The following is a 17,837-nucleotide window of genomic DNA, read 5'->3' as shown; positions in this document are numbered from 1 at the left end:
GCCTCCCTCGGCTCGGCGTCGGCGTCATAACAGCTCATCCCAGACCGGGTGGAAGTACCTGGGGTGAGCGCTGCGCAGCTCGCTCCAGTGCTTCCTGCGCGTCTCCGCCGGCGCGGTGTCGATCCGGCGGTCCGGGCGATCTCCGGCCGCCGCCCACGCCACGTGCATCAGCGGGAGCACGGCCGAACCGCGCCGGGCCTTGCCCAGCTCCGCCCCGGCACCGGTGACGACGCTCGACAGGCCCATCGCATAGGCGTGCTTGACCGGTTCGTAGATCGTCGCGTTGAAGTACACGAACGGGTCGGGCGCTCCGTCGTCGTCGAGGCGCCCGAAGTCCGTCACGTACAGCCGGTCGTGCCAGCGGCACAGGACCCCGGCGCCGACGACCCGGCCCCGCACCCGGCACAGCAGGGCCGTCGCCGCGGCGTCTCCCAGCGCGGAGGAGTACGCCGCGAGGCGCCGCGTGACCGCGTCCACGCTGTACGCCATCCCGTGCTTGGCCCGCACGTTCACGATCATCGGCGCGACGGTCGTGACGGCCTCGCGGAGAGGGACGGTCTCGGTCGCGCAGGTCCTGGTGAAGAGCCCCACCTCCCTGCGGACGCTGGTGCGGGTGTTCCGCGGCAGCGTCGCGAGGTAATCCTCGAAGTCCGCACCGGGGAGCTCCAGCTCGGTCTGCGCGACGCTCGCCAACCGGTGGTGATCTCCGCCGCCGGCGACCGGAGCGAGGTCCCGCCACGCGGAGGCGTCGAGGAACAGGAAGAAGGTGTACGGGAGCCCGCGCTCGACCGCCACGGCGCAGGCGGCATCCCGAAGGGCGCGCAGCACCTCCGTCCTGGTCGCGGCCGGCAGGGCGCGGTCCACGATGAGCCGCGTGCTGAATCCCGCACGCGAACCGGCCAGCAGTCCCAGCCGGCCACCGGGCGGACCCGCGGCGTGCAGGAGGTCCTGGAAGTGGAGCTCCGGCCAGTACAGGAAGTCACCACGACTGGGGAGCGAGTCATAGAGGGGAAGGGCGCCGAGGATCCGAGGGTGCCCTGGTCGCCGGGCGATCAGGTACGTGACGGGCGCCTCACCGGACTGCTCCAGAGCCCGCAGCCACGCGCGGCTCTGGAACATGTCCCGCGGGTCGGCGACGTCGTCCCACGCGCCCCCGGCGATGTCGTCCAACGAGGGGACGCGCTCGACCGTCACGGGCCTGGCTACTACTTCTGGCTGTATTTCTGGAATTTTCTGGTGCGTCATCGAAACACCGCAGTCAGGCCGTCAGCCGGGCTCATGATGGAGCCACGCGAGCAGGTCCGGCTCGGCGAACTCGGCTACCCGTCGGTCGTAGTGCGCTCGATCCTCAGCGGTGAGGAACTGCTGCCATTGGCCCGACTTACCGCTGCGGAAAAAGCGTTCGCGATCGCGGATGTAGCCCAGTTGCTCGTCGGGTGCGAGTTCGTCCGCGCGATTTCGCATCTGCTGGAACGTCGCCGCCTCGACCAGCTCCGGCCACTTGCTCTCGTCGATCTCGATGTCCAGCCGTTCGGCGAGCCGTCGCATCTGGCCGGCGAGGTCCTCGGAGAGCTCGGCGTAGTGGAGCAGGATGACGTTCGGCTCCTCGCGGCGGACCCAGGCGCGGCTCTGCGTCCAGATCAGCGCCCGCAGCGAGTCGAGGTTGACGTACGGCGAGTCGTCGTTGTCGACCCAACGTAACAAGTACGTCCGTTCGTCGAGGAGGTCCCTTTCGTCGTGACCGTCGACCGGGGCGTCGGCCGCCCCGTTGCCGGGGTGGGCGGCCTGGTGGATCAGCCGGCGGATCACGTCACGTTTGAGGTTCTTGCCGTGGCTGCGCAGGGAGATGGCGACATCGCGCGGATCCCGCCCCACCGTGATGTAGGTGACCTGCGGATCGGCCGGGATGCCGTCGAGCGGAATGTGGGTCTTGATGAAACGGCGGTGCCGCTGCGCGGCCAGGTGGTCCCAGACCTCCTGCTTCGGACGTACGAGCATGTCGATCCACGGTGAGAGGCTCGACAGGGGCGCGGGGAGTCGGGGCGTCTGGAAGACCAGGAGCGCGCAGATCATCTGGGTCCAGGTGGTGCCGCACTTCGCGGGGGAATTGATGACGATGTCGCCAGGCCGGAATTGGAACCCGTCCCACCGAGAGCTGTCCTCCATCGGTGTGAGGTAACGAGCTAGTTGCGTCGTCATTTGTGTGAGTTTAATCACTGAATGAGAGTTACGGAAGGTATGTGATTGTGCGTGCGCATTCCGTATAAGAATCGCACGTTAGCCACATTACTGATCTGACTAGCCGGGAATTGTTCTGGTAAACCTCCTGTCTGGGCATTTGCAGATCGGAAACGCCTGGGCGCTCACCAACCGCGCAGGGAGTAGGCGGTCACCTCGTCGGGCAGTTCGGCGACGCGCGACAGCGCGCCGGTGCCGATGTTCCAGCCGAGCAGCCGGTCCCCGCTCTCGATGATCACCGTGTCCTGGCCGATCCAGCCGCGTACGGGGCAGCCGCCCTTCCCGCACCTCATGCCGGGACCATCGCCCCAGGGCAGGAGCAGCGTCCTGAGCACCCGTCCCGTGTCGGCGTCGGCCACGACGACCACGTCCGCCTTCTCCGCCTGGTCGTGGGCGGACGCGGACCTGGCGACGAGGTCGCCGCGCTGCCATCCGTGGTTGCCCAGGACGCCCACGGGCATGCTGCCCTCGTCGGTGATGCCCCGGACGTCCAGCGTCACCTCCGACCCGCCCTCCTGGATGACCGTCCGGCCGCCTTCGCCGGGCGAGACGATCCTGAGGTCGCGGAAGCCCGCCACACCCGTGAAGCCCTTGTACGCCTGCTGCCGCGCCTTCCCCGTGGCCAGGTCGAGCAGGTAGTTCGCCTCCTCCTGCTCGACGAGGAGCTGCTCGCCGCGCCAGAGCACCACCTCGTTGAACCCCGGCACCGGGTAGCGCCTGGCCTGGCCGATCACGAGGTCGACGACCACCACCGCGTCCTTCTGCGGGAAGGCGGCCATCGTCCCGTCGGGGGAGAGCGAGTTGGGCTTCAGCGGCGTCCCGCCGTTGCCGGCCGAGTCCACGGAGTCACGCAGCTTCACATCGAGAGGGACGCGGCCGCCGGACTTCATCAGGTAGATCCGCCCGTCGCCGAACTCGGCCAGCGCCAGGACGGGTCCGGGAACCGCGGTCACCGCGGGGATGCCGGCCCACCTCTGCGGCAGCCCGGTCGCCAGCGCGGGCAGCCCCGCCTCGCCGCCGGGCGGCGGCGCCGTGTCCATGGGCGGGGGCGGCGCGATCGTGGGCGTGACGCTGGGATACACGGCGATGCCGCGCTCGACCGGCTCCGGCGACACGGCGAGCTCCACCGCGACCAGCGCGGTGACCGCCGCGGCCACCGCGACCACCACCCACCGGCGGCGGGCCCTGCCGCGCGTGCCCTGCCGCCACAGCTCGCCCGCGCGGGACGACCCCTCGGGCAGGGTCTCGGCCAGATCGTCGAAGAGCTCCCGCAGCCTCTGGTCCGTCATATCAACACCTCTTCCAGCTCGGGAGCGACCTCGCGCAACCGCTTCAGCGCCGCGTGCGTCTGGCTCTTCACGGTCCCGGGCGAGACCCGCAGGATCGCGGCGACCTCCCCGACCGGCAGGTCCTCGTAGAAGCGCAGCACCAGCACCGCCCGCTGCTTCACCGGCAGCCTGGCCAGCGCGCGGGCGAACACCACCTTCAGGTCCGACGCTCCCGACGTGTCGTGATCCGCCAGGTCGGGCGGCTCCCCGTAGGCGAATTCCCGTCTCCTCCGCCAGCTGGACGCCACGTCCCTGTACAAGGTGGTACGGACGTAATTGACCGGGTCGGTATGCACCTTCGACCAGCGGCGCGCCAGTTTGATCAGGGCGTCCTGGAGCACGTCCTCGGCCAGATGCCTGTCACCGCTGATGAGGATGGCCGCCCGCAGCAGCCGCGGGTGCCAGGCGGCGACGAAGGCCTCGAACGCCTCGGAATCCGTCATGTAGACAAGACGTCCGGGAGGCGGTGAACGGTTGGGTCCTTCGTGAAATCCGCCGGATCCGGGCCCGTGGTGACGCGAATCACCGTCGCCGGCGCCTCCTCGGTGTCACACCTCGCGGCCCGATCCCGTCTTGTGAGTGAGGCACGTTTAGGGAGCTCACATGCGTTCGTTGCCGGCCAAGCGCCGCTCGTTTCAGTTCTCACACTGGTCGTTCATGTTCGCCGAGATCGCCGTCTGGTCGTTCGCCGTGCTGGCGGTGACCGGGGCGGTGCTCATGGTGTTCTACGACCCCGGCATGTCCCAGGTGACCTATGACGGCTCGTACGGCCCGCTGCGCGGGCTCCTCGTCAGCAGGGCCTTCGACTCGACCATGCACCTGAGCCTGGAGGTGCGCGGCGGCCTGCTCATCCGCCAGGTCCACCACTGGGCGGCGCTCGTCTTCGTGGCGGCCGTCGTGGCGCAGCTGCTGCGCATGTTCCTCACCGGCGCGTTCCGCCGCCCGCGCACCGGTCAGTGGCTGATCTGGGTGACGCTCCTGGCCCTGGGCATGGCCGCGGGCGAGACCGGCAACGCCCTGCCGGACGACCTGCTGTCGGGCGGCAGCCTGTGGCTGATGAAGTCGGTCGTGCAGTCCGTCCCGGTGGTGGGCACCTGGGCTCTGTCGCTGCTGTTCGGCCCGGACTTCCCCGGTGACCGGGTCATCCCGGTCATGTACGGCGGCCACCTGCTGGTCGCGGTGGTCATGGCCGCGCTGCTGGTCGCCCGCGAGCTGCTGGTGCGGCGGCACGGCCACTCCCGGTTCGTCGCCTCGCTGCCGGCGCGGCGGAGCGCACGCCCGATGATGGCGCTCGCGACGATCGGCATGCTGATCATCCTCGGGTTCGGCTTCCAGATCGCCCCCATATGGCTGTACGGTCCCGCGACGCCGACGCAGATCTCGGCGGGCTCGGTCCCCGACTGGTACATGGGCTTCCTCGACGGCGCCCTCCGGATCATGCCCGGATGGGAGCTCACCCTCGGGGACTACACGCTCAGCCTCGCGGTCCTCGTCCCCACGCTGGTGATCCCCGGGGTCTTTTTCACCGCCCTGGCCGCCTACCCGGCGGCCGAGCGCCTCCTCGCCTCGCGTCGCGGCCGCCGCGACGCGCTGGGCCGGCCCAAGCCGGCGGGCCGCACGGCCCGCGAGACGCCCGGGCGTGACCTGCTCGACCGGCCCCGCGAGACGCCGGTGAAGACGGCCGTCGCGGTCGCCGGCGTCACGTTCTACGGCCTGCTGTGGGCGGCCGCGGCCAACGACCAGTTCGCCCACCAGTTCCACCTCACGGTCGACGCTGTGACGATCTTCTTCAGGTTCGCCGTGGTCATCGGCCCCGCCGTCGCCTTCGTCGTCACCCGGTGGATCTGCCTGGGCCTCCAGCAGGCGGAACGCCACGAGGCCGAGCACGGAGTGGAGACCGGGATCATCGTGCGGTCCGCGGATGGCGGCTTCCACGAACGGCTGACGCCGGTGCGGCAGGAGCCGGCGATCACCTCCGGGCGATGAGAACGCCGGATAAACAGGACACAAGATGTCGGGTTTCGGGTCGAGCATGGATTTTCCGGCCGGCGTCGATGGCGGACGCCGGCCGGCTCACGAACAGACAAGGATCCCCATGCGCGAAACGCCCGAAGAGCTCAAAGAACTCCAGGCTCTCCTCGAAGCCTCCCTCTCCCGTTCCACCTCGCACCTGCGCTCGATCGTCACCGAGCGCACGATGACAGCCGGGCAGCTCACCCGGATCCTGACCGGCATGCGCGTGCTCGCCCTGTCCACCGTGACGGCGAAGGGCGAGCCGCGGATCAGCGGCGCGGACGGGCACTTCCTGCACGGCAAGTGGCACTTCGGCACGGCGCGCGACGCCGCCAAGGCCCGCCACCTCGCCGCCCGCCCCGCCGCCAGCGTCGCGCACATGAGCGGGGAGGACCTGGGCGTGTTCACCCACGGCACGGTCGAGATCCTCAACCCCCTGGACGGGGAGCCGGCCGCGGACTGGCCGGACCTGCTCGCGTACTTGAAGGACTTCTACGGCGACGACGGCTTCGACTGGCACAACGACGTGGTCTACTACCGGCTGCACCCGCACTGGATGACCGTCTACGCCCCCGATGTCGACAAGCTCATCGCGGCGTCCCGGTCCTGATCCGCCCGGCCGGCTCACAGCCGGGTGATCCGCCGTCCCTTGACGAACAGCACCGCGCCGATCGGGGTGAACACCACTCCCAGCCCGCCGACGATCAGCGGGGCGAGGAACGCCGACCAGAACGACGCGATCCGCGCGTCTGACGGATCGGCCGGGTCGTAGGCGACGGGTACGCTCTCGCCCTTCTCATGGGACGGCGGGTTGCTGCCGGTGGAGCTCTCGAACGCGTACCGCCTGCCGTCGACGGTGAACTCCACGGTCGGGTACCACAAGGTGGTCCTACGCGTATGGCCGTCCGAACCCCGGGTCGTGGTGGTCCGCGCGGCCAGCCCGGCCACCGTGCCGTCGGCCCGTTCGGCCGAGGCCAGGAAGCCCGCCGTGGAGACGGCGATCGCGATGGCGACGCAGAGCAGCACCAGGCCGACCAGACCGAAGATCCCGCCCACGATGGTGAAGAGCCGTCCGTTACGCATGCGACGAGTCTGCCCGATCGCCCCCACGAGGCCGGCGGGGGGTGCGGGGGTGATGGCGCAGTGACGGCGGGGTGACGGCCGGGTTATGGCCTGGGCCGACACTACCGGCAGAGGCTCTGCGGCTACGGGGACGAGGAAGGTCGATGGCGACGAGATTCACCTATCCCGGTGTCTATCTTGAGGAGATCGAGAGCGCGGTCCGGCCGATCGTCGGCGTCGACACGTCCGTGGCGGCGTTCGTCGGCCTGGCTCTGGAGGGCCCGCGCACCCCGACGACGATCAACAGCTGGACCGAGTACGACACCACCTTCGGCGGCCTGTGGACCGGCAGCGAGCTGAGCTACGCGGTCTACCAGTTCTTCCTCAACGGCGGCGCCAAGGCGATCGTCGTACGGGTCGGCGGCGACAGCCAGTACGCCACCATCGACCTCGGCGACGGCGTCAAGCTGCGGGCCAGGACCCCGGGCACGGCCGGCAACACGCTGGCGGCGACCGTCAAGCACGACGCCGCCGACAGCAAGCACTACACGCTGACGATCAAGGTCGCCGGCAAGACGGCCGAGACGTACGAGATCTCCGTCGATCCGGCCCTGCGCGGCAGGTGGCTGGACCGGGCGCTGGAGACCTCCCGGCTGGTCGGGCCGGCCGACGGCAGCGCGGTCGACAAGCGGCCCCCCGAAGGGGACAAGACCGTCACCCAGGCGACCGACGTGACGCTCAGCCCTGCCGACGTGATCGGCGACCCGGTCCGGCGCACCGGCATGCAGGCCCTGCTCGACGTGCCGATCTTCAACCTGCTGGTGATCCCGCCGCAGCTCGCGCCGCCCGCGTCCGGGGCCGACGACAGGGACGCCCGCTGGGCGCCGGTGATCGACGCGGCGGCCCGGCTGTGCGTGGACCGCAGGGCGATGCTGCTGCTCGATCCGCCCTTCTCCTGGACCAGCGTCGCCAACGCGACCTCGGGGGCGGGCGCGGGGCTGCCGGTCACCGGCGTCGCCGGGCGCAACGCCGCCGTCTTCTACCCGCGCCTCACGATCTCCGACCCGGCGGGCGGCCCCGACCTGACCGTGGGGCCCATCGGCACCGTGGCCGGGGTGTTCGCCCGTACCGACACGCTGCGCGGGGTGTGGAAGGCGCCGGCGGGGGTGGACGCGGCGCTGGCGGGCGTGCGTTCGGCGACGGTGGCGCTGACCGACGCGGAGAACGGCGGCCTCAACCCGCTGGGCGTCAACTGCCTGCGCACCTTCCCCGTCTACTCGCACGTGCTGTGGGGGGCGCGGACCTGCAGGGGCAACGACGAGGTGGGCGACCCGTGGAAGTACGTGCCCGTCCGCAGGCTCGCCCTGTTCATCGAGGAGACGCTGTTCCGCGCCACCAAGTGGGTGGTGTTCGAGCCCAACGACGAGCCGCTGTGGGCCTCCATCCGGCTGAACGTCGGCGCCTTCATGGACGGCCTGTTCCGCCAGGGCGCCTTCCAGGGCAGGACGGCCCGGGAGGCGTACTTCGTCAAGTGCGACAGGGAGAACAACCCGCAGGCCGACATCGACGTCGGCGTCGTCAACGTGGACGTCGGCTTCCAGCCGCTGAAACCCGCCGAGTTCGTGCGCATCCGGATCCAGCAGAAGCGTCCCGACGCCTGACGATCGGCCAGTCCCGAGGAGCGACATGGTTCAGTTCTCCGTCAACACCACTCGCCTGGATCCGTACAAGAACTTCAAGTTCCGGGTGAAGTGGGACAACAAGTATGTGGCCGGGATCAGCAAGGTCAGCGCCCTGCGCCGGACCACGGAAGTGGTCGAGCACCGCGACGGCGGCGACCACTCCAGCTCCCGCAAGTCGCCGGGCCGCACCAAGTACGAGCCGATCACGCTGGAACGCGGGGTCACCCACGACCCCGAGTTCGAGCAGTGGGCCAACAAGGTGTGGAACTACGCCAACGCCCAGGCGGGCCCCGACCAGCGGGACCGCGAGGTGGCGCTGGCCTCCTTCAGGAAGGACCTCGTCATCGAGGTCTACAACGAGGCGGGCCAGAAGGTGCTGGCCTACCAGGTCTTCCGCTGCTGGGTCTCGGAGTTCCAGGCGCTGCCCGACCTCGACGCCAACGCCAACGCCATCGCGATCCAGCACCTGAAGCTGGAGAACGAGGGATGGGTGCGCGACCTGAGCGTCACCGAGCCCACCGAGCAGGACTCCTGAGGGGCGGTCCTGGTGACAGTGGTGGCCGGTGCTGCTGAGCTGCTCGACGCGTGGGAGGCGGGCTGGGACCGCACGCCGCTGGAGCGGGGCCTCGCCCTGCTCGCGGCCGGTACGGGCCGCTCCCCGGGCGAGCTGGCCCACCTGACCGTCGGGCAGCGCGACCGGGCGCTGTTCGAGCTGCGTGCCGCGCTGTTCGGCGCGAGCCTGGACGGCGTGTCCACGTGCCCGGAGTGCGGCACGGACGTGGAGGTCTCCCTCGACCAGGAGCAACTGCTCGACCCGCCGTCCTCGGCACCGTGCCGGCTGCCCACCAGCGCCGACGTCGCCGCCGCGCTGTCCGAGCGCGACCCGTGCGAGGCCCTCGTCGGCCGCTGCTCAGAAGCGGGGGACGCCGAGAAGACGGCCGCGGCCTGGGCCGCGGCCGACCCGCTGGTGGACGTCGAGCTGTGCCTGTCGTGCCCCGACTGCGGGCGGGAGTGGGCCGAGCCCTTCGACATCGTCAGCTACCTGTGGTCGGAGCTGGACGGCTGGTGCCGCCGGACCCTGCTGGAGGTGCACGACCTGGCCGCCGCCTACGGCTGGACCGAGCCGCAGATCCTGGCGCTGAGCGCCTGGCGGCGGCAGTGCTACCTGGGGCTGGTGAGATCGTGAGCGGCCTGGTCCAGCGGCTGATCGCGCGCAGCCGCGAACCGGTCACCGGCATCCGTCCCCGCCCGGCCTCGCTGTTCGAGGACCACCCGCCGGCGGGCCCCGCCCAGGGGCGACCGGCCGCGCTCTTCGACGCGCCGGACCCTGCCCCGGCCGCCCGGCCGCCCGGAGAAGCCCCCGCGACGGGACTCCGGCGGCCCGCCGTGCAGGAGACGGAGGCGTACGAGGAGCGCGAGATCGACGTGGAACGGTCCCCGCGCGGCCCCGAGGAGCCCGGGCGTACCCCGGCAGCTCCGCCGGTGCCGACCGTGACCAGGCCCGATGCGGTGGACCCGGCCGTCGCCGTCCGGGCGCCGCGCGCAGGGCGCCGCGCCCCAGCCGCCACGCCGCGGCCGCAGCTCCCCGCTGACCGGCCCGGCTCCCCGCTCCCCGACCTCGCCGAGGCCGGGCGCGCCGCGGGCGCACCCCTGTTGCGGGTCGCCGCGGGCCCCGTGCTCGCCGCGCCGGCGCGGCCTTCGCGGCCCCAGGCGGCACCGGACGCCCCCGCGTCCCCGGTGGTCGAGATCTCGATCGGGCGGCTCGAGGTACGCGCACCGCAGGCCCAGGCCGCCCCGCAGGCCAGGCCGCCGCGCAAGGACCACGCCTCGGTGCTCCAGGCGTACCTGCGCGGCCGGAGCAAGGGGGAGCTGGCATGAGCAATTCCCTCGCCATCGCCGCCGTGACCGCCGCGCTGCGCGCCAGGATCTTCAACCGGCTCGGCGGCCCGCAGGTGACCATCGTGCCGCCGGACCGCGCGCCCGACGAGGTCAACGGCGACCACGTGAACCTGTTCCTGTACCGCACCGACATGCATCCCTCCTTCCGCAACGCCGACCCGCCCGGCTCGCCGCCCGGGGAGTCGCCCAGGCCGCTGCTCCCGCTCGTCCTGCACTACCTGCTGGCCGCCTACAGCAACGACGAGGGCACCGCCCACGAGTTGCTCGGCGCCGCGATGCTGGCCCTGCACGACACCCCGATCCTGCCGGGGGAGGAGATCCGGGCCGCCACGGCGATCCCGCTGCCAGGCAGCGACCTGCACCTGCAGCTCGAGAACGTGAAGGTCAGCTTCGAGTCGCTGAGCCAGGACGACATCGCCAAGATGTGGACCGCGTTCGCCACGCCGTACCGGGTCTCGGCGTCGTACCAGGTCTCGGCGGTGCTCATCGACAACCCCGCGCCCGGCGCCGCGCCGCTGCCCGTGCTCAAGCGCGGCCCCGACGGCAGGTCGCCGGTCGCCCACCCGGACGCCGCCTCGCCGTTCCCGGCGCTCACCGGCATCCGGTACGGCGTGCCGGGGAGCCCGGTCGCGCTGCCCGGCGAGACCGTCACGCTGAGCGTGCGCAACCTGCCCCCGGGGGCTCTCGCGGCCCACCTGCGTCATCTGCGGGTGCCGGCCACGGCCGAGGTCCACCTCCCGTCCCCGGGACCCGACGAGGTTGCCGTCGCGCTGCCCGCCACCGGGCTGCCCGCGGGACCGTGGGCGATCTCCCTGACGCCCGCGTCCGGCGGGGTGCCCACCAACGAGGTGCCGCTGGCCGTTGCCCCCGAGATCGTCGCCCTCGCCGCCACCCCCGCCGGTGGCACCCCGGCCAGGACCACGGTGACCGCCACCGTCGCCGATCCCGTGCTGGTCGGCCAGCAGGCGGCCGTCCTCGTGGGCGGCCTGCACCTGCCGGTGCCCCTGCTGACCGCCGGCACCGGCACGCTCTCGGTCGTCGCCGCGATCCCGCCGGGCACGTACAAGGTCCGCGTCCGCGTGGACGGCGTCGACACCGACATCGTCGACCGCGCCACGGGCGCCTTCAAGACCGGCCCCACGGCAGAGGTGGTGATCCCATGAGCGACGCGCCCACCTGGGAGCAGGCCAACGGCGCCTACCTGAAGGCGTCCCTGGACTGGCTGGCCGTCCGGCTCGCCGGCCTCACGCCGCCGCCCCCGGCTCCAACTCCGGCCGAGCCCCTCGAGATGGAGCCGCTCGGGTCGAAACGGGGGTGGCGCAGGACCCGCGACCGCTCCGCCGACGCGCCCTCCACCAGCGGACAGGCAGAGCCGGAGACCGCGGTGCAGGTGTCTGCGGGCGCCCGGCAGGGCGCGGCCGAGGCGATGGCGGGCGCGCGGGAGGCCGCGGCCCGGGCGATGGCGGGCCTCGGGGCGCCCGCCCTGGCGCAGATCGCCGAGCGGCTGGGGCTGACCGACTTCGAACGGGACGTGCTGCTGCTGTGCGCCGCCCCCGCGATCGAGCCCGGCATCACCGCGCTGATCGCCGCCGCGCAGGGGGAGCCCGCGCCCACGTTCGCCCTGGCGCTGCGCCTGTTCGACGACGCCCGCTGGGACGTGCTCTCGCCCGAACGGGGCCTGCGGTTCTGGCGGCTGGCCGAGCCCGTGGGAGCCGGAGCCCAGCCGCTGGCCGTCGTACCGCTGCGGGCCGACGACCGGATCGTCGACCTGATCAGAGGGCTCAACCGGCTCGACGAGCGGCTGGCGGGGCTGGTCGAGCACCGCCCCGACCCGGCGGCCGGCCTCGGGCTGCCCGCCTCGTCCCAGGCCGCGGTGGACGCCCTGGTCGGCGCGGCGCTGACCGACACGCCCGACGGCCGCTTCCCGGTGATCCAGCTGCTCGGCGGCGACGGGCCGAGCTGCGAGCTGGTCGCCGTACGGGCCATGGCGCTGCTCAACCGCGAGCTGTACCACCTGCCGGTCAGCGCGCTCGTGGCGGCGGGGACGGATCAGGACCTGGTGGCCAGGCTGTGGCAGCGCGAAAGCCTGCTGCTGCCGATGGCGCTGCTGCTCGACGCCGTGGACGCCGACCTGGCCGACCCCGCCACCGCCGCGGCGCTGCGGCGCTTCCTGTCCCAGGCAGGCGGGCTCGTCCTGCTGGCCACGCGCGAGGTGTGGCCGGTCGCCGGCCGGGCCACGTCCGTGGTGGACGTCAGCCGGCCGACCCTGGCCGAGCAGGCCGAGCTGTGGGCCGCCGCGACCGGGCTGCCCCTGGAGGGGGCGCCGCGCGCGCTGGCCGGCCAGTTCCGGCTGAGCGTGCCCGCCGTCCACCGCATCGCCACCGCCCTGCGGCCCGTGCTCGACAGCCCCGACGGGCGGGCGCGCCTGTGGGCGGCCTGCCGCACCTCGGCCAGGCCCAGGCTGGAGGCCCTGGCCCGGCGGACTGTCCCGCAGGCCAGGTGGGAGGACCTGGTGCTGCCCGGCGAGCAGACGGACCTGCTGCGCGGGCTCGTCGCGCAGGTGCGGCACCGCGCCACGGTCATGTCCACCTGGGGGTACGGGGAGCGCAGGGCACGCGGCAACGGCGTCACCGCGCTGTTCAGCGGCCCCAGCGGGACGGGCAAGACGTTCGCGGCCGAGGTGCTCGCCCACGAGCTCGGCCAGGACCTCTACCGCGTCGATCTGTCGGCCGTGGTCGACAAGTACATCGGCGAGACCGAGAAGAACCTGCGCAGGGTCTTCGACGCGGCGGAGGACGGCGGCGCGCTGCTGCTGTTCGACGAGGCCGACGCGCTGTTCGGGCGCCGCAGCGAGGTGCGTGACAGCCATGACCGCTACGCCAACATCGAGGTCAGCTACCTGCTCCAGCGGATGGAGGCCTACGAGGGGGTGGCGGTGCTGGCCACCAACCTGCGTGCCGCGCTGGACCCGGCCTTCCTGCGGCGGCTGCGGTTCGTCGTCGACTTCCCGATGCCGGGGCGGGAGGAGCGCAGGCGGCTGTGGTCGGCGGCCTTCCCCGCGGGCGTGCCGCTCGGCGTGCTCGACCTCGACGCGCTCGTGGACCTGCCGGTCACGGGCGCCGCCGTACAGGCGATCGCGCTGGGCGCCGCGTTCCTCGCCGCGGACGCCGGCGAGCCCGTCGACACCGCGACGGTGCTCGCCGCGGCGCGGACGGAGTTCCGCAAGCTGGGCCTGCCGCTGACGGTCCCGCGCCCCGAGCGGGTGGGCCGGTGACGCGCATCGTGCTGCACATCGACCGGGTCGTGCTGGAGTCGGCGGGCCACTCCCGGCAGGAGCTCGTCGACGCCCTGGCCGAGGCCGTACGGCGGGAGCTGGGGGACGGGACGGCGGAGCCCGCCCGCCGGCGGCGGTTGAGCGTGGACGCCGCCGACGGCTCCACGCCGGGGCTGGCACAGGCGGTCGTCGCCGGGATCCACGGGCTGGCGGGAGGCGGGCAGCGGTGAGCGCGCAGTTCGCACCGGGGACGCCCGTGGTGCCGAGGGGCGGGCTCGTCCTGCTCGACCCAGCCGACGGCACGGTGCTCAGGGTCATCACCCTGCAGTACAACCCGGACACCATCACCCGCACGCTCCAGCCCCAGGGCGTGGGCGCCGAACCCGGCGACCGCAGCGAGGCGCTGCGGCTGCGCGGGCCCGCGCACGAGACCATCAGGCTCGAAGCCGAACTCGACGCGACGACGCAGCTCGAAGACCCTCTCGCGCCGGGCAACGACGCCGTCGCCGCCTACGGCCTGCTGCCCGTCCTGGCCACGCTGGACCTGCTGGTGAACCCGACGGCCGGCGCCCTGATCGCGCAGGACGAGGCGGCCCGCAACGGCGCCTTCGAGATCGTCCCCGTCGAGTCGCCGCTGACGGTCTTCGTGTGGAGCCGCGAGCGCGTGGTGCCGGTCAGGCTCACCGAGTTCACCGTCACGGAGGAGGCGTTCGACTCCAACCTCAACCCGATCAGGGCCAAGGTGTCGCTGTCGATGCGCATCCTCACCGTTGACGACCTGGGGTTCACCCATCGGGGGAGCGGGCTGTTCATCGGCCACCAGCGGCGCCGCGAGCAGCTCGCCGCGCTGCACCCGTCCGACCAGCTGCGCGCCCTCGGCCTCGACGGCCCGCCAGGAGGCACCTGATGTTCACCGCGTCCAGTCGCTACCAGGGGATCGAGATCGCCACCCACCGGCCGGAGGGCGGGGAGCCGATCCCGTACGTGCGCCGCAGGTTCCTGCCGGACCGGCGCACGCTCACCGTGATCGCCGTGCACGTGGTGCGCGACGGCGACCGCCTGGACCGGATCGCCGCGCTGCACCTCAGCGACCCCGAGCGCTTCTGGCAGATCGCGGACGCCAACCCGGTGCTCGACCCCGCCGACCTCACCGCCCGACCGGGACGGCGGCTCGACGTCGCGCTGCCCACCGCGACCACCGGGAGCCCGCATGGCTTCTGAGCTGCTGCTGTCGCTCAGGCTCGGCGCGGTGCGGGCCGAGCGGGTGCCGCGCGAGGTCGTGGACGCGCTGCTGTCGGTGCAGGTGAGCGAGGGCGTGGGGCAGCCGGGCGGGTTCCGGCTGTCGTTCGGCATGGGCAAGAGGTCGCTGCTGTTCCGCGAGCTGCTGCCCTCGGGGGCGCTCGACCCGCCGGCCCGGGCGCAGATCGTGGTGACGATCAGAGGCCAGGCCACCGTGCTGATGGACGGCGTCGTCACCCGGCACGAGGTGACGCCGTCCGCCGAACCCGGGCAGGCGCGGCTCACGCTCACCGGCGAGGACGTCTCCCGGATGATGGACGTCGTCGACTTCACCGGGGTGCCGTACATGGGCCTGCCGCCGGAGGTGCGGGTTGCCATGATCTGCGCCAAATACCCGATGTACGGGCTCGTCCCGCGGATCGTGCCGAGCGTCAAGCTGGTCACCCCGAACCCGATGGAGTCCATCCCCTCGCAGCAGGGCACCGACCTGGCCTACGTCAAGGCGCTCGCGGCGCAGGTCGGCTACCAGTTCTACGTCGAGCCGGGGCCGGACCCCGGCGTCAACTACGCGTACTGGGGGCCGCTGGTCAAGGCCGGGCCGCCACAGCCCACCCTGTGGGCCAACGCCGACGCGACCACCAACGTCGAGACGCTGACGTTCACCTTCGACGGGTTCTCCGCGACGCAGTACGTGGCGCTGGTCCAGGAGCCGGTCACCAAGTTCCCCGTCCCCATCCCCATCCCGGACGTCACCCCCGTCAACCCGCCGATGGGCGCCCGCAAGCCGCTGCCGCTGAAGGCGTCGGTGGTCAGGGGCCTGGCCAAGCTGTCCCCCCTGGAGGCGGGACTGGTCGCGCTGGCCAGGGCCGCCGACAGCTACGAGGTGATCAGCGGGCAGGGCACGCTGGACGTGCTGCGCTACGGCCGGCCGCTGCGCGCCCGCCGTCCCGTCACGGTACGCGGCGCCGGCCTCGGCTACGACGGCACCTACTTCGTCAAGAGCGTCACCCACGACATCACCCGCGGCGGATACACCCAGCAGTTCACCCTCACCCGCAACGCGTTCCTGCCCCTCTCCTAAGGACCTGCCATGAACGTGACTCCTCCGTTCCCTGAAGGGAGCGGCTTCTCGCTAAGCCGCTTGCGCAGCCTCGCGAAGGGCAAGCCCTGCCCTCAAGATGTTGATCGCCGCGTTCACGTCGGCGTGCGCGCAAAACCCGCACCCCGTACATCGGAAGACGGCCTGGGTGACGCGGTTGTCCTTCGCGCAGTGCCCGCAACGCGAGCACGTACGAGAGGTGTTGGCCGGGTTCACCGCGATCAGCTGCCGACCGGCGCTTTCAGCCTTGTGCGACAGGATCGTCAAGAACGCCGACCAACCCGCGTCGAGAATGCTCTTGTTCAGCCCGGATTTAGCCGCTTGCCTGTTAGGCAGGTAGCCGCCTTCGCCGTCCGGTTTCGGCGCGGCACGCCGGGTCATGCCCGCCACGTTCAGCGTTTCGTGCACGATCACGTCGTAGCCGCGAACCAGCGCGAGCGCGGCCTTGTGCGCCGCATCAAGGCGTTGCCGCCGCACCTTGGCATGCAAGGCCGCCACCCGCGCGACAGCCTTACCGCGCCGCTTCGATCCTCGTTTCCTACCGGCCAGGTTCCGCTGGGCCGCTGCCAGACGGCTCGCGGAGGTGGCGAGGTGGCGCTGGTTGTCGAGGTGGTCGCCGTCGCTGGTCGTGGCCAGCGAGGCGACACCCATGTCAATATCCGCGACCGCGCCCGTGGCGGGAAGGGTGTGTGCGGGCACGTCATCGCGCGACAGCACGACGAACCAGCGGGCGCCTTCCCTCTTGACGCTGATCGTCTTGACGGTGCCGAGCACCCGGCGGTGCCGGTGGACCCGCACATGCCCGACGCCCTGCAGACGGACGAAAGCGGCCGTCGGGTGCTCGGGTTGGCAATCCCACCGGCAGCCGTCGCCGTCCTTGGGCCACTCGACCGTGTCGAACCAGCCCCGCCCCCTGAAACGCGGCAACCCTGGCGTGCGGCCTGCTTTGACGCGGTCGAAGAACGCCCGGTACGCCTTGTCCAGCCTGCGCAGCGTGGCCTGCTGGGAGGAGAACGACCACCGGCCCTGACCGCCGGGATCGTCGGCGCGGATGTGCTTCAGCTCCGCCGACTGCTCGCCGTAACGCACCGCCACCCCGGCTTTACGGTAGGCCGTACGGCGGTGTTCGAGAGCGGCGTTGTACAGCTGCCGGTGGTCTTCCAGGCACCGTGCGAACGCGGCGGCCTGCTTGCTGGTGGGGCGCAGCAGGAACTTGAACGACCTGCGCACCCACCCCACCTCCCACGCTCGGTAACGAGACCACCACGGTATCGCCCGGCACCGACAAACCCGGAAGGACATCTGTGACCCGCGAACCTGACAGGTCAAGGCACACTCGGGCCTTGACGGCCCTCCCGCTCCCGATTCTCCCGTCGCCCGAAGACGACGGTTCCCTCGGGGGACTCTGATGGACGAGCTCGGGTACGTCGAGTCTCCCGGCTTCTTCGGCCCCGCCGAGCGCGAGGACGCCGAGCCCCCGGGCACCAGACGTTTCTACGGCAAGTACCGGGGTTCGGTGCTGAACAACATCGACCCCCTCGGCAAGGGACGGCTGCTGGTCAGCGTGCCCGACGTCCTCGGCGTGCTGCCCTCGACGTGGGCGATGCCGTGCGTGCCGCTGGCCGGACTGCAGATGGGCTTCTTCGCCGTGCCGCCGCCGGGCGCCGGGGTCTGGGTGGAGTTCGAGCAGGGCAGCCCCGACAGCCCCATCTGGGTGGGTTTCTTCTGGGGGAGCCGGGAAGAGGCGCCCGCCACCGCCAAGCTGCTGCCCCCCGCGGCACCCGCGCTCCTCATCGAGACCATCGGCAAGAGCAGGATCGCCCTGTCCGACACCCCGGTGGCTCCGATGAAGGGCAGCGGCGTGCTGCTCCAGTCGCAGTCGGCGGCCATCACGGTCGACACCTCGGGCGTGACCATCACCGCGCCGGCCATCAACCTCGTCGGGCTCGTCAACATCAACAACGGCGCGCTCGTCGTGAAGCCGGCCTGAGAGGGGGTGCCGA

Annotated in this window: 19 protein-coding genes; 13 read left to right on the top strand and 6 right to left on the bottom strand. The window is 72.0% G+C overall.

The genetic code is table 11. The features are described from left to right. Nucleotides 1-24: 24 nt before the first annotated feature. The 4 genes from HD596_RS47515 to HD596_RS47500 form a co-directional block, all read right to left on the bottom strand. Complete coding sequence (locus HD596_RS47515; protein WP_185075900.1) at nt 25-1,194, bottom strand: peptidogalycan biosysnthesis protein; 1,170 nt, start codon at nt 1,192-1,194, stop codon at nt 25-27. Between the two features lie 72 nt (nt 1,195-1,266). Next, nucleotides 1,267-2,199 (bottom strand): sulfotransferase domain-containing protein, encoded by a 933-nt coding sequence (locus HD596_RS47510; RefSeq protein WP_185075899.1) that lies wholly within the window; start codon nt 2,197-2,199, stop codon nt 1,267-1,269. A gap of 164 nt (nt 2,200-2,363) precedes the next feature. Continuing rightward, nucleotides 2,364-3,527 (bottom strand): hypothetical protein, encoded by a 1,164-nt coding sequence (locus HD596_RS47505; RefSeq protein WP_185075898.1) that lies wholly within the window; start codon nt 3,525-3,527, stop codon nt 2,364-2,366. Next, entirely contained in the window at nt 3,524-4,009 is a 486-nt protein-coding gene (locus HD596_RS47500) for a SigE family RNA polymerase sigma factor (RefSeq protein ID WP_185075897.1), read from the bottom strand. The genes HD596_RS47505 and HD596_RS47500 overlap by 4 nt, the downstream gene beginning before the upstream one ends. Before the next feature lie 160 nt (nt 4,010-4,169). Between HD596_RS47500 and HD596_RS47495 the strand changes: the two genes are divergently transcribed. After that, the gene (locus HD596_RS47495) at nt 4,170-5,552 is read left to right on the top strand and encodes a cytochrome b (protein ID WP_185075896.1); all 1,383 of its coding nucleotides are present in this window, start codon (nt 4,170-4,172) and stop codon (nt 5,550-5,552) included. A gap of 109 nt (nt 5,553-5,661) precedes the next feature. Further along, nucleotides 5,662-6,189 carry a pyridoxamine 5'-phosphate oxidase family protein gene (locus HD596_RS47490; protein WP_185075895.1) on the top strand — a complete coding sequence of 176 codons (528 nt, stop codon included), beginning with the start codon at nt 5,662-5,664 and terminating at the stop codon, nt 6,187-6,189. Between the two features lie 14 nt (nt 6,190-6,203). Here the strand turns inward: HD596_RS47490 and HD596_RS47485 are convergent, their stop codons facing one another. After that, a complete protein-coding gene (locus tag HD596_RS47485; protein WP_185075894.1) occupies nt 6,204-6,662 on the bottom strand; it encodes a DUF3592 domain-containing protein in 459 nt (152 codons plus the stop codon). A gap of 143 nt (nt 6,663-6,805) precedes the next feature. Between HD596_RS47485 and HD596_RS47480 the strand changes: the two genes are divergently transcribed. Genes HD596_RS47480 through HD596_RS47435 form a run of 10 tightly spaced genes read left to right on the top strand, consistent with a single transcriptional unit; the run spans nt 6,806 to nt 15,816 of the window. Further along, nucleotides 6,806-8,302, top strand: a complete 1,497-nt coding sequence (locus tag HD596_RS47480; RefSeq protein ID WP_185075893.1) for a phage tail sheath family protein — start codon at nt 6,806-6,808, stop codon at nt 8,300-8,302. A 25-nt stretch (nt 8,303-8,327) separates the two neighbouring features. Next, nucleotides 8,328-8,858, top strand: coding sequence for a phage tail protein (locus tag HD596_RS47475; RefSeq protein WP_185075892.1), 531 nt, complete (start codon nt 8,328-8,330; stop codon nt 8,856-8,858). Nucleotides 8,859-8,870: 12 nt separating this feature from the next. Continuing rightward, nucleotides 8,871-9,509 (top strand): hypothetical protein, encoded by a 639-nt coding sequence (locus HD596_RS47470; RefSeq protein ID WP_185075891.1) that lies wholly within the window; start codon nt 8,871-8,873, stop codon nt 9,507-9,509. Beyond that, the gene (locus HD596_RS47465; protein ID WP_185075890.1) at nt 9,506-10,201 is read left to right on the top strand and encodes a hypothetical protein; all 696 of its coding nucleotides are present in this window, start codon (nt 9,506-9,508) and stop codon (nt 10,199-10,201) included. Before HD596_RS47470 ends, HD596_RS47465 begins: the two co-directional genes overlap by 4 nt. After that, complete coding sequence (locus HD596_RS47460) at nt 10,198-11,385, top strand: Pvc16 family protein (protein ID WP_185075889.1); 1,188 nt, start codon at nt 10,198-10,200, stop codon at nt 11,383-11,385. Before HD596_RS47465 ends, HD596_RS47460 begins: the two co-directional genes overlap by 4 nt. Beyond that, nucleotides 11,382-13,496 carry an AAA family ATPase gene (locus HD596_RS47455; RefSeq protein WP_185075888.1) on the top strand — a complete coding sequence of 705 codons (2,115 nt, stop codon included), beginning with the start codon at nt 11,382-11,384 and terminating at the stop codon, nt 13,494-13,496. The genes HD596_RS47460 and HD596_RS47455 overlap by 4 nt, the downstream gene beginning before the upstream one ends. Then, the gene (locus tag HD596_RS47450; RefSeq protein ID WP_185075887.1) at nt 13,493-13,726 is read left to right on the top strand and encodes a hypothetical protein; all 234 of its coding nucleotides are present in this window, start codon (nt 13,493-13,495) and stop codon (nt 13,724-13,726) included. The genes HD596_RS47455 and HD596_RS47450 overlap by 4 nt, the downstream gene beginning before the upstream one ends. Continuing rightward, nucleotides 13,723-14,403, top strand: a complete 681-nt coding sequence (locus tag HD596_RS47445) for a hypothetical protein (protein WP_185075886.1) — start codon at nt 13,723-13,725, stop codon at nt 14,401-14,403. Before HD596_RS47450 ends, HD596_RS47445 begins: the two co-directional genes overlap by 4 nt. After that, complete coding sequence (locus tag HD596_RS47440) at nt 14,403-14,717, top strand: LysM peptidoglycan-binding domain-containing protein (protein WP_185075885.1); 315 nt, start codon at nt 14,403-14,405, stop codon at nt 14,715-14,717. The genes HD596_RS47445 and HD596_RS47440 overlap by 1 nt, the downstream gene beginning before the upstream one ends. After that, nucleotides 14,707-15,816, top strand: a complete 1,110-nt coding sequence (locus tag HD596_RS47435; RefSeq protein WP_185075884.1) for an ATP-binding cassette domain-containing protein — start codon at nt 14,707-14,709, stop codon at nt 15,814-15,816. The genes HD596_RS47440 and HD596_RS47435 overlap by 11 nt, the downstream gene beginning before the upstream one ends. Nucleotides 15,817-15,867: 51 nt before the next feature. Here HD596_RS47435 and HD596_RS47430 read toward each other — a convergent pair whose 3' ends face one another. Then, complete coding sequence (locus HD596_RS47430; protein ID WP_185075883.1) at nt 15,868-17,064, bottom strand: RNA-guided endonuclease InsQ/TnpB family protein; 1,197 nt, start codon at nt 17,062-17,064, stop codon at nt 15,868-15,870. 178 nt (nt 17,065-17,242) lie between these two features. On the opposite strand from HD596_RS47430, the gene HD596_RS47425 reads away from it, so the two are divergent. After that, nucleotides 17,243-17,824 carry a phage baseplate assembly protein V gene (locus HD596_RS47425; protein ID WP_221519918.1) on the top strand — a complete coding sequence of 194 codons (582 nt, stop codon included), beginning with the start codon at nt 17,243-17,245 and terminating at the stop codon, nt 17,822-17,824. The last annotated feature ends 13 nt before the right edge of the window (nt 17,825-17,837 follow it).

Source organism: Nonomuraea jabiensis, assembly GCF_014204795.1.
GTDB lineage: Bacteria > Actinomycetota > Actinomycetes > Streptosporangiales > Streptosporangiaceae > Nonomuraea > Nonomuraea jabiensis.
The sequence above is the reverse complement of the archived record's forward strand: the minus strand, read 5'-3'. Positions and strand labels throughout refer to the sequence as shown.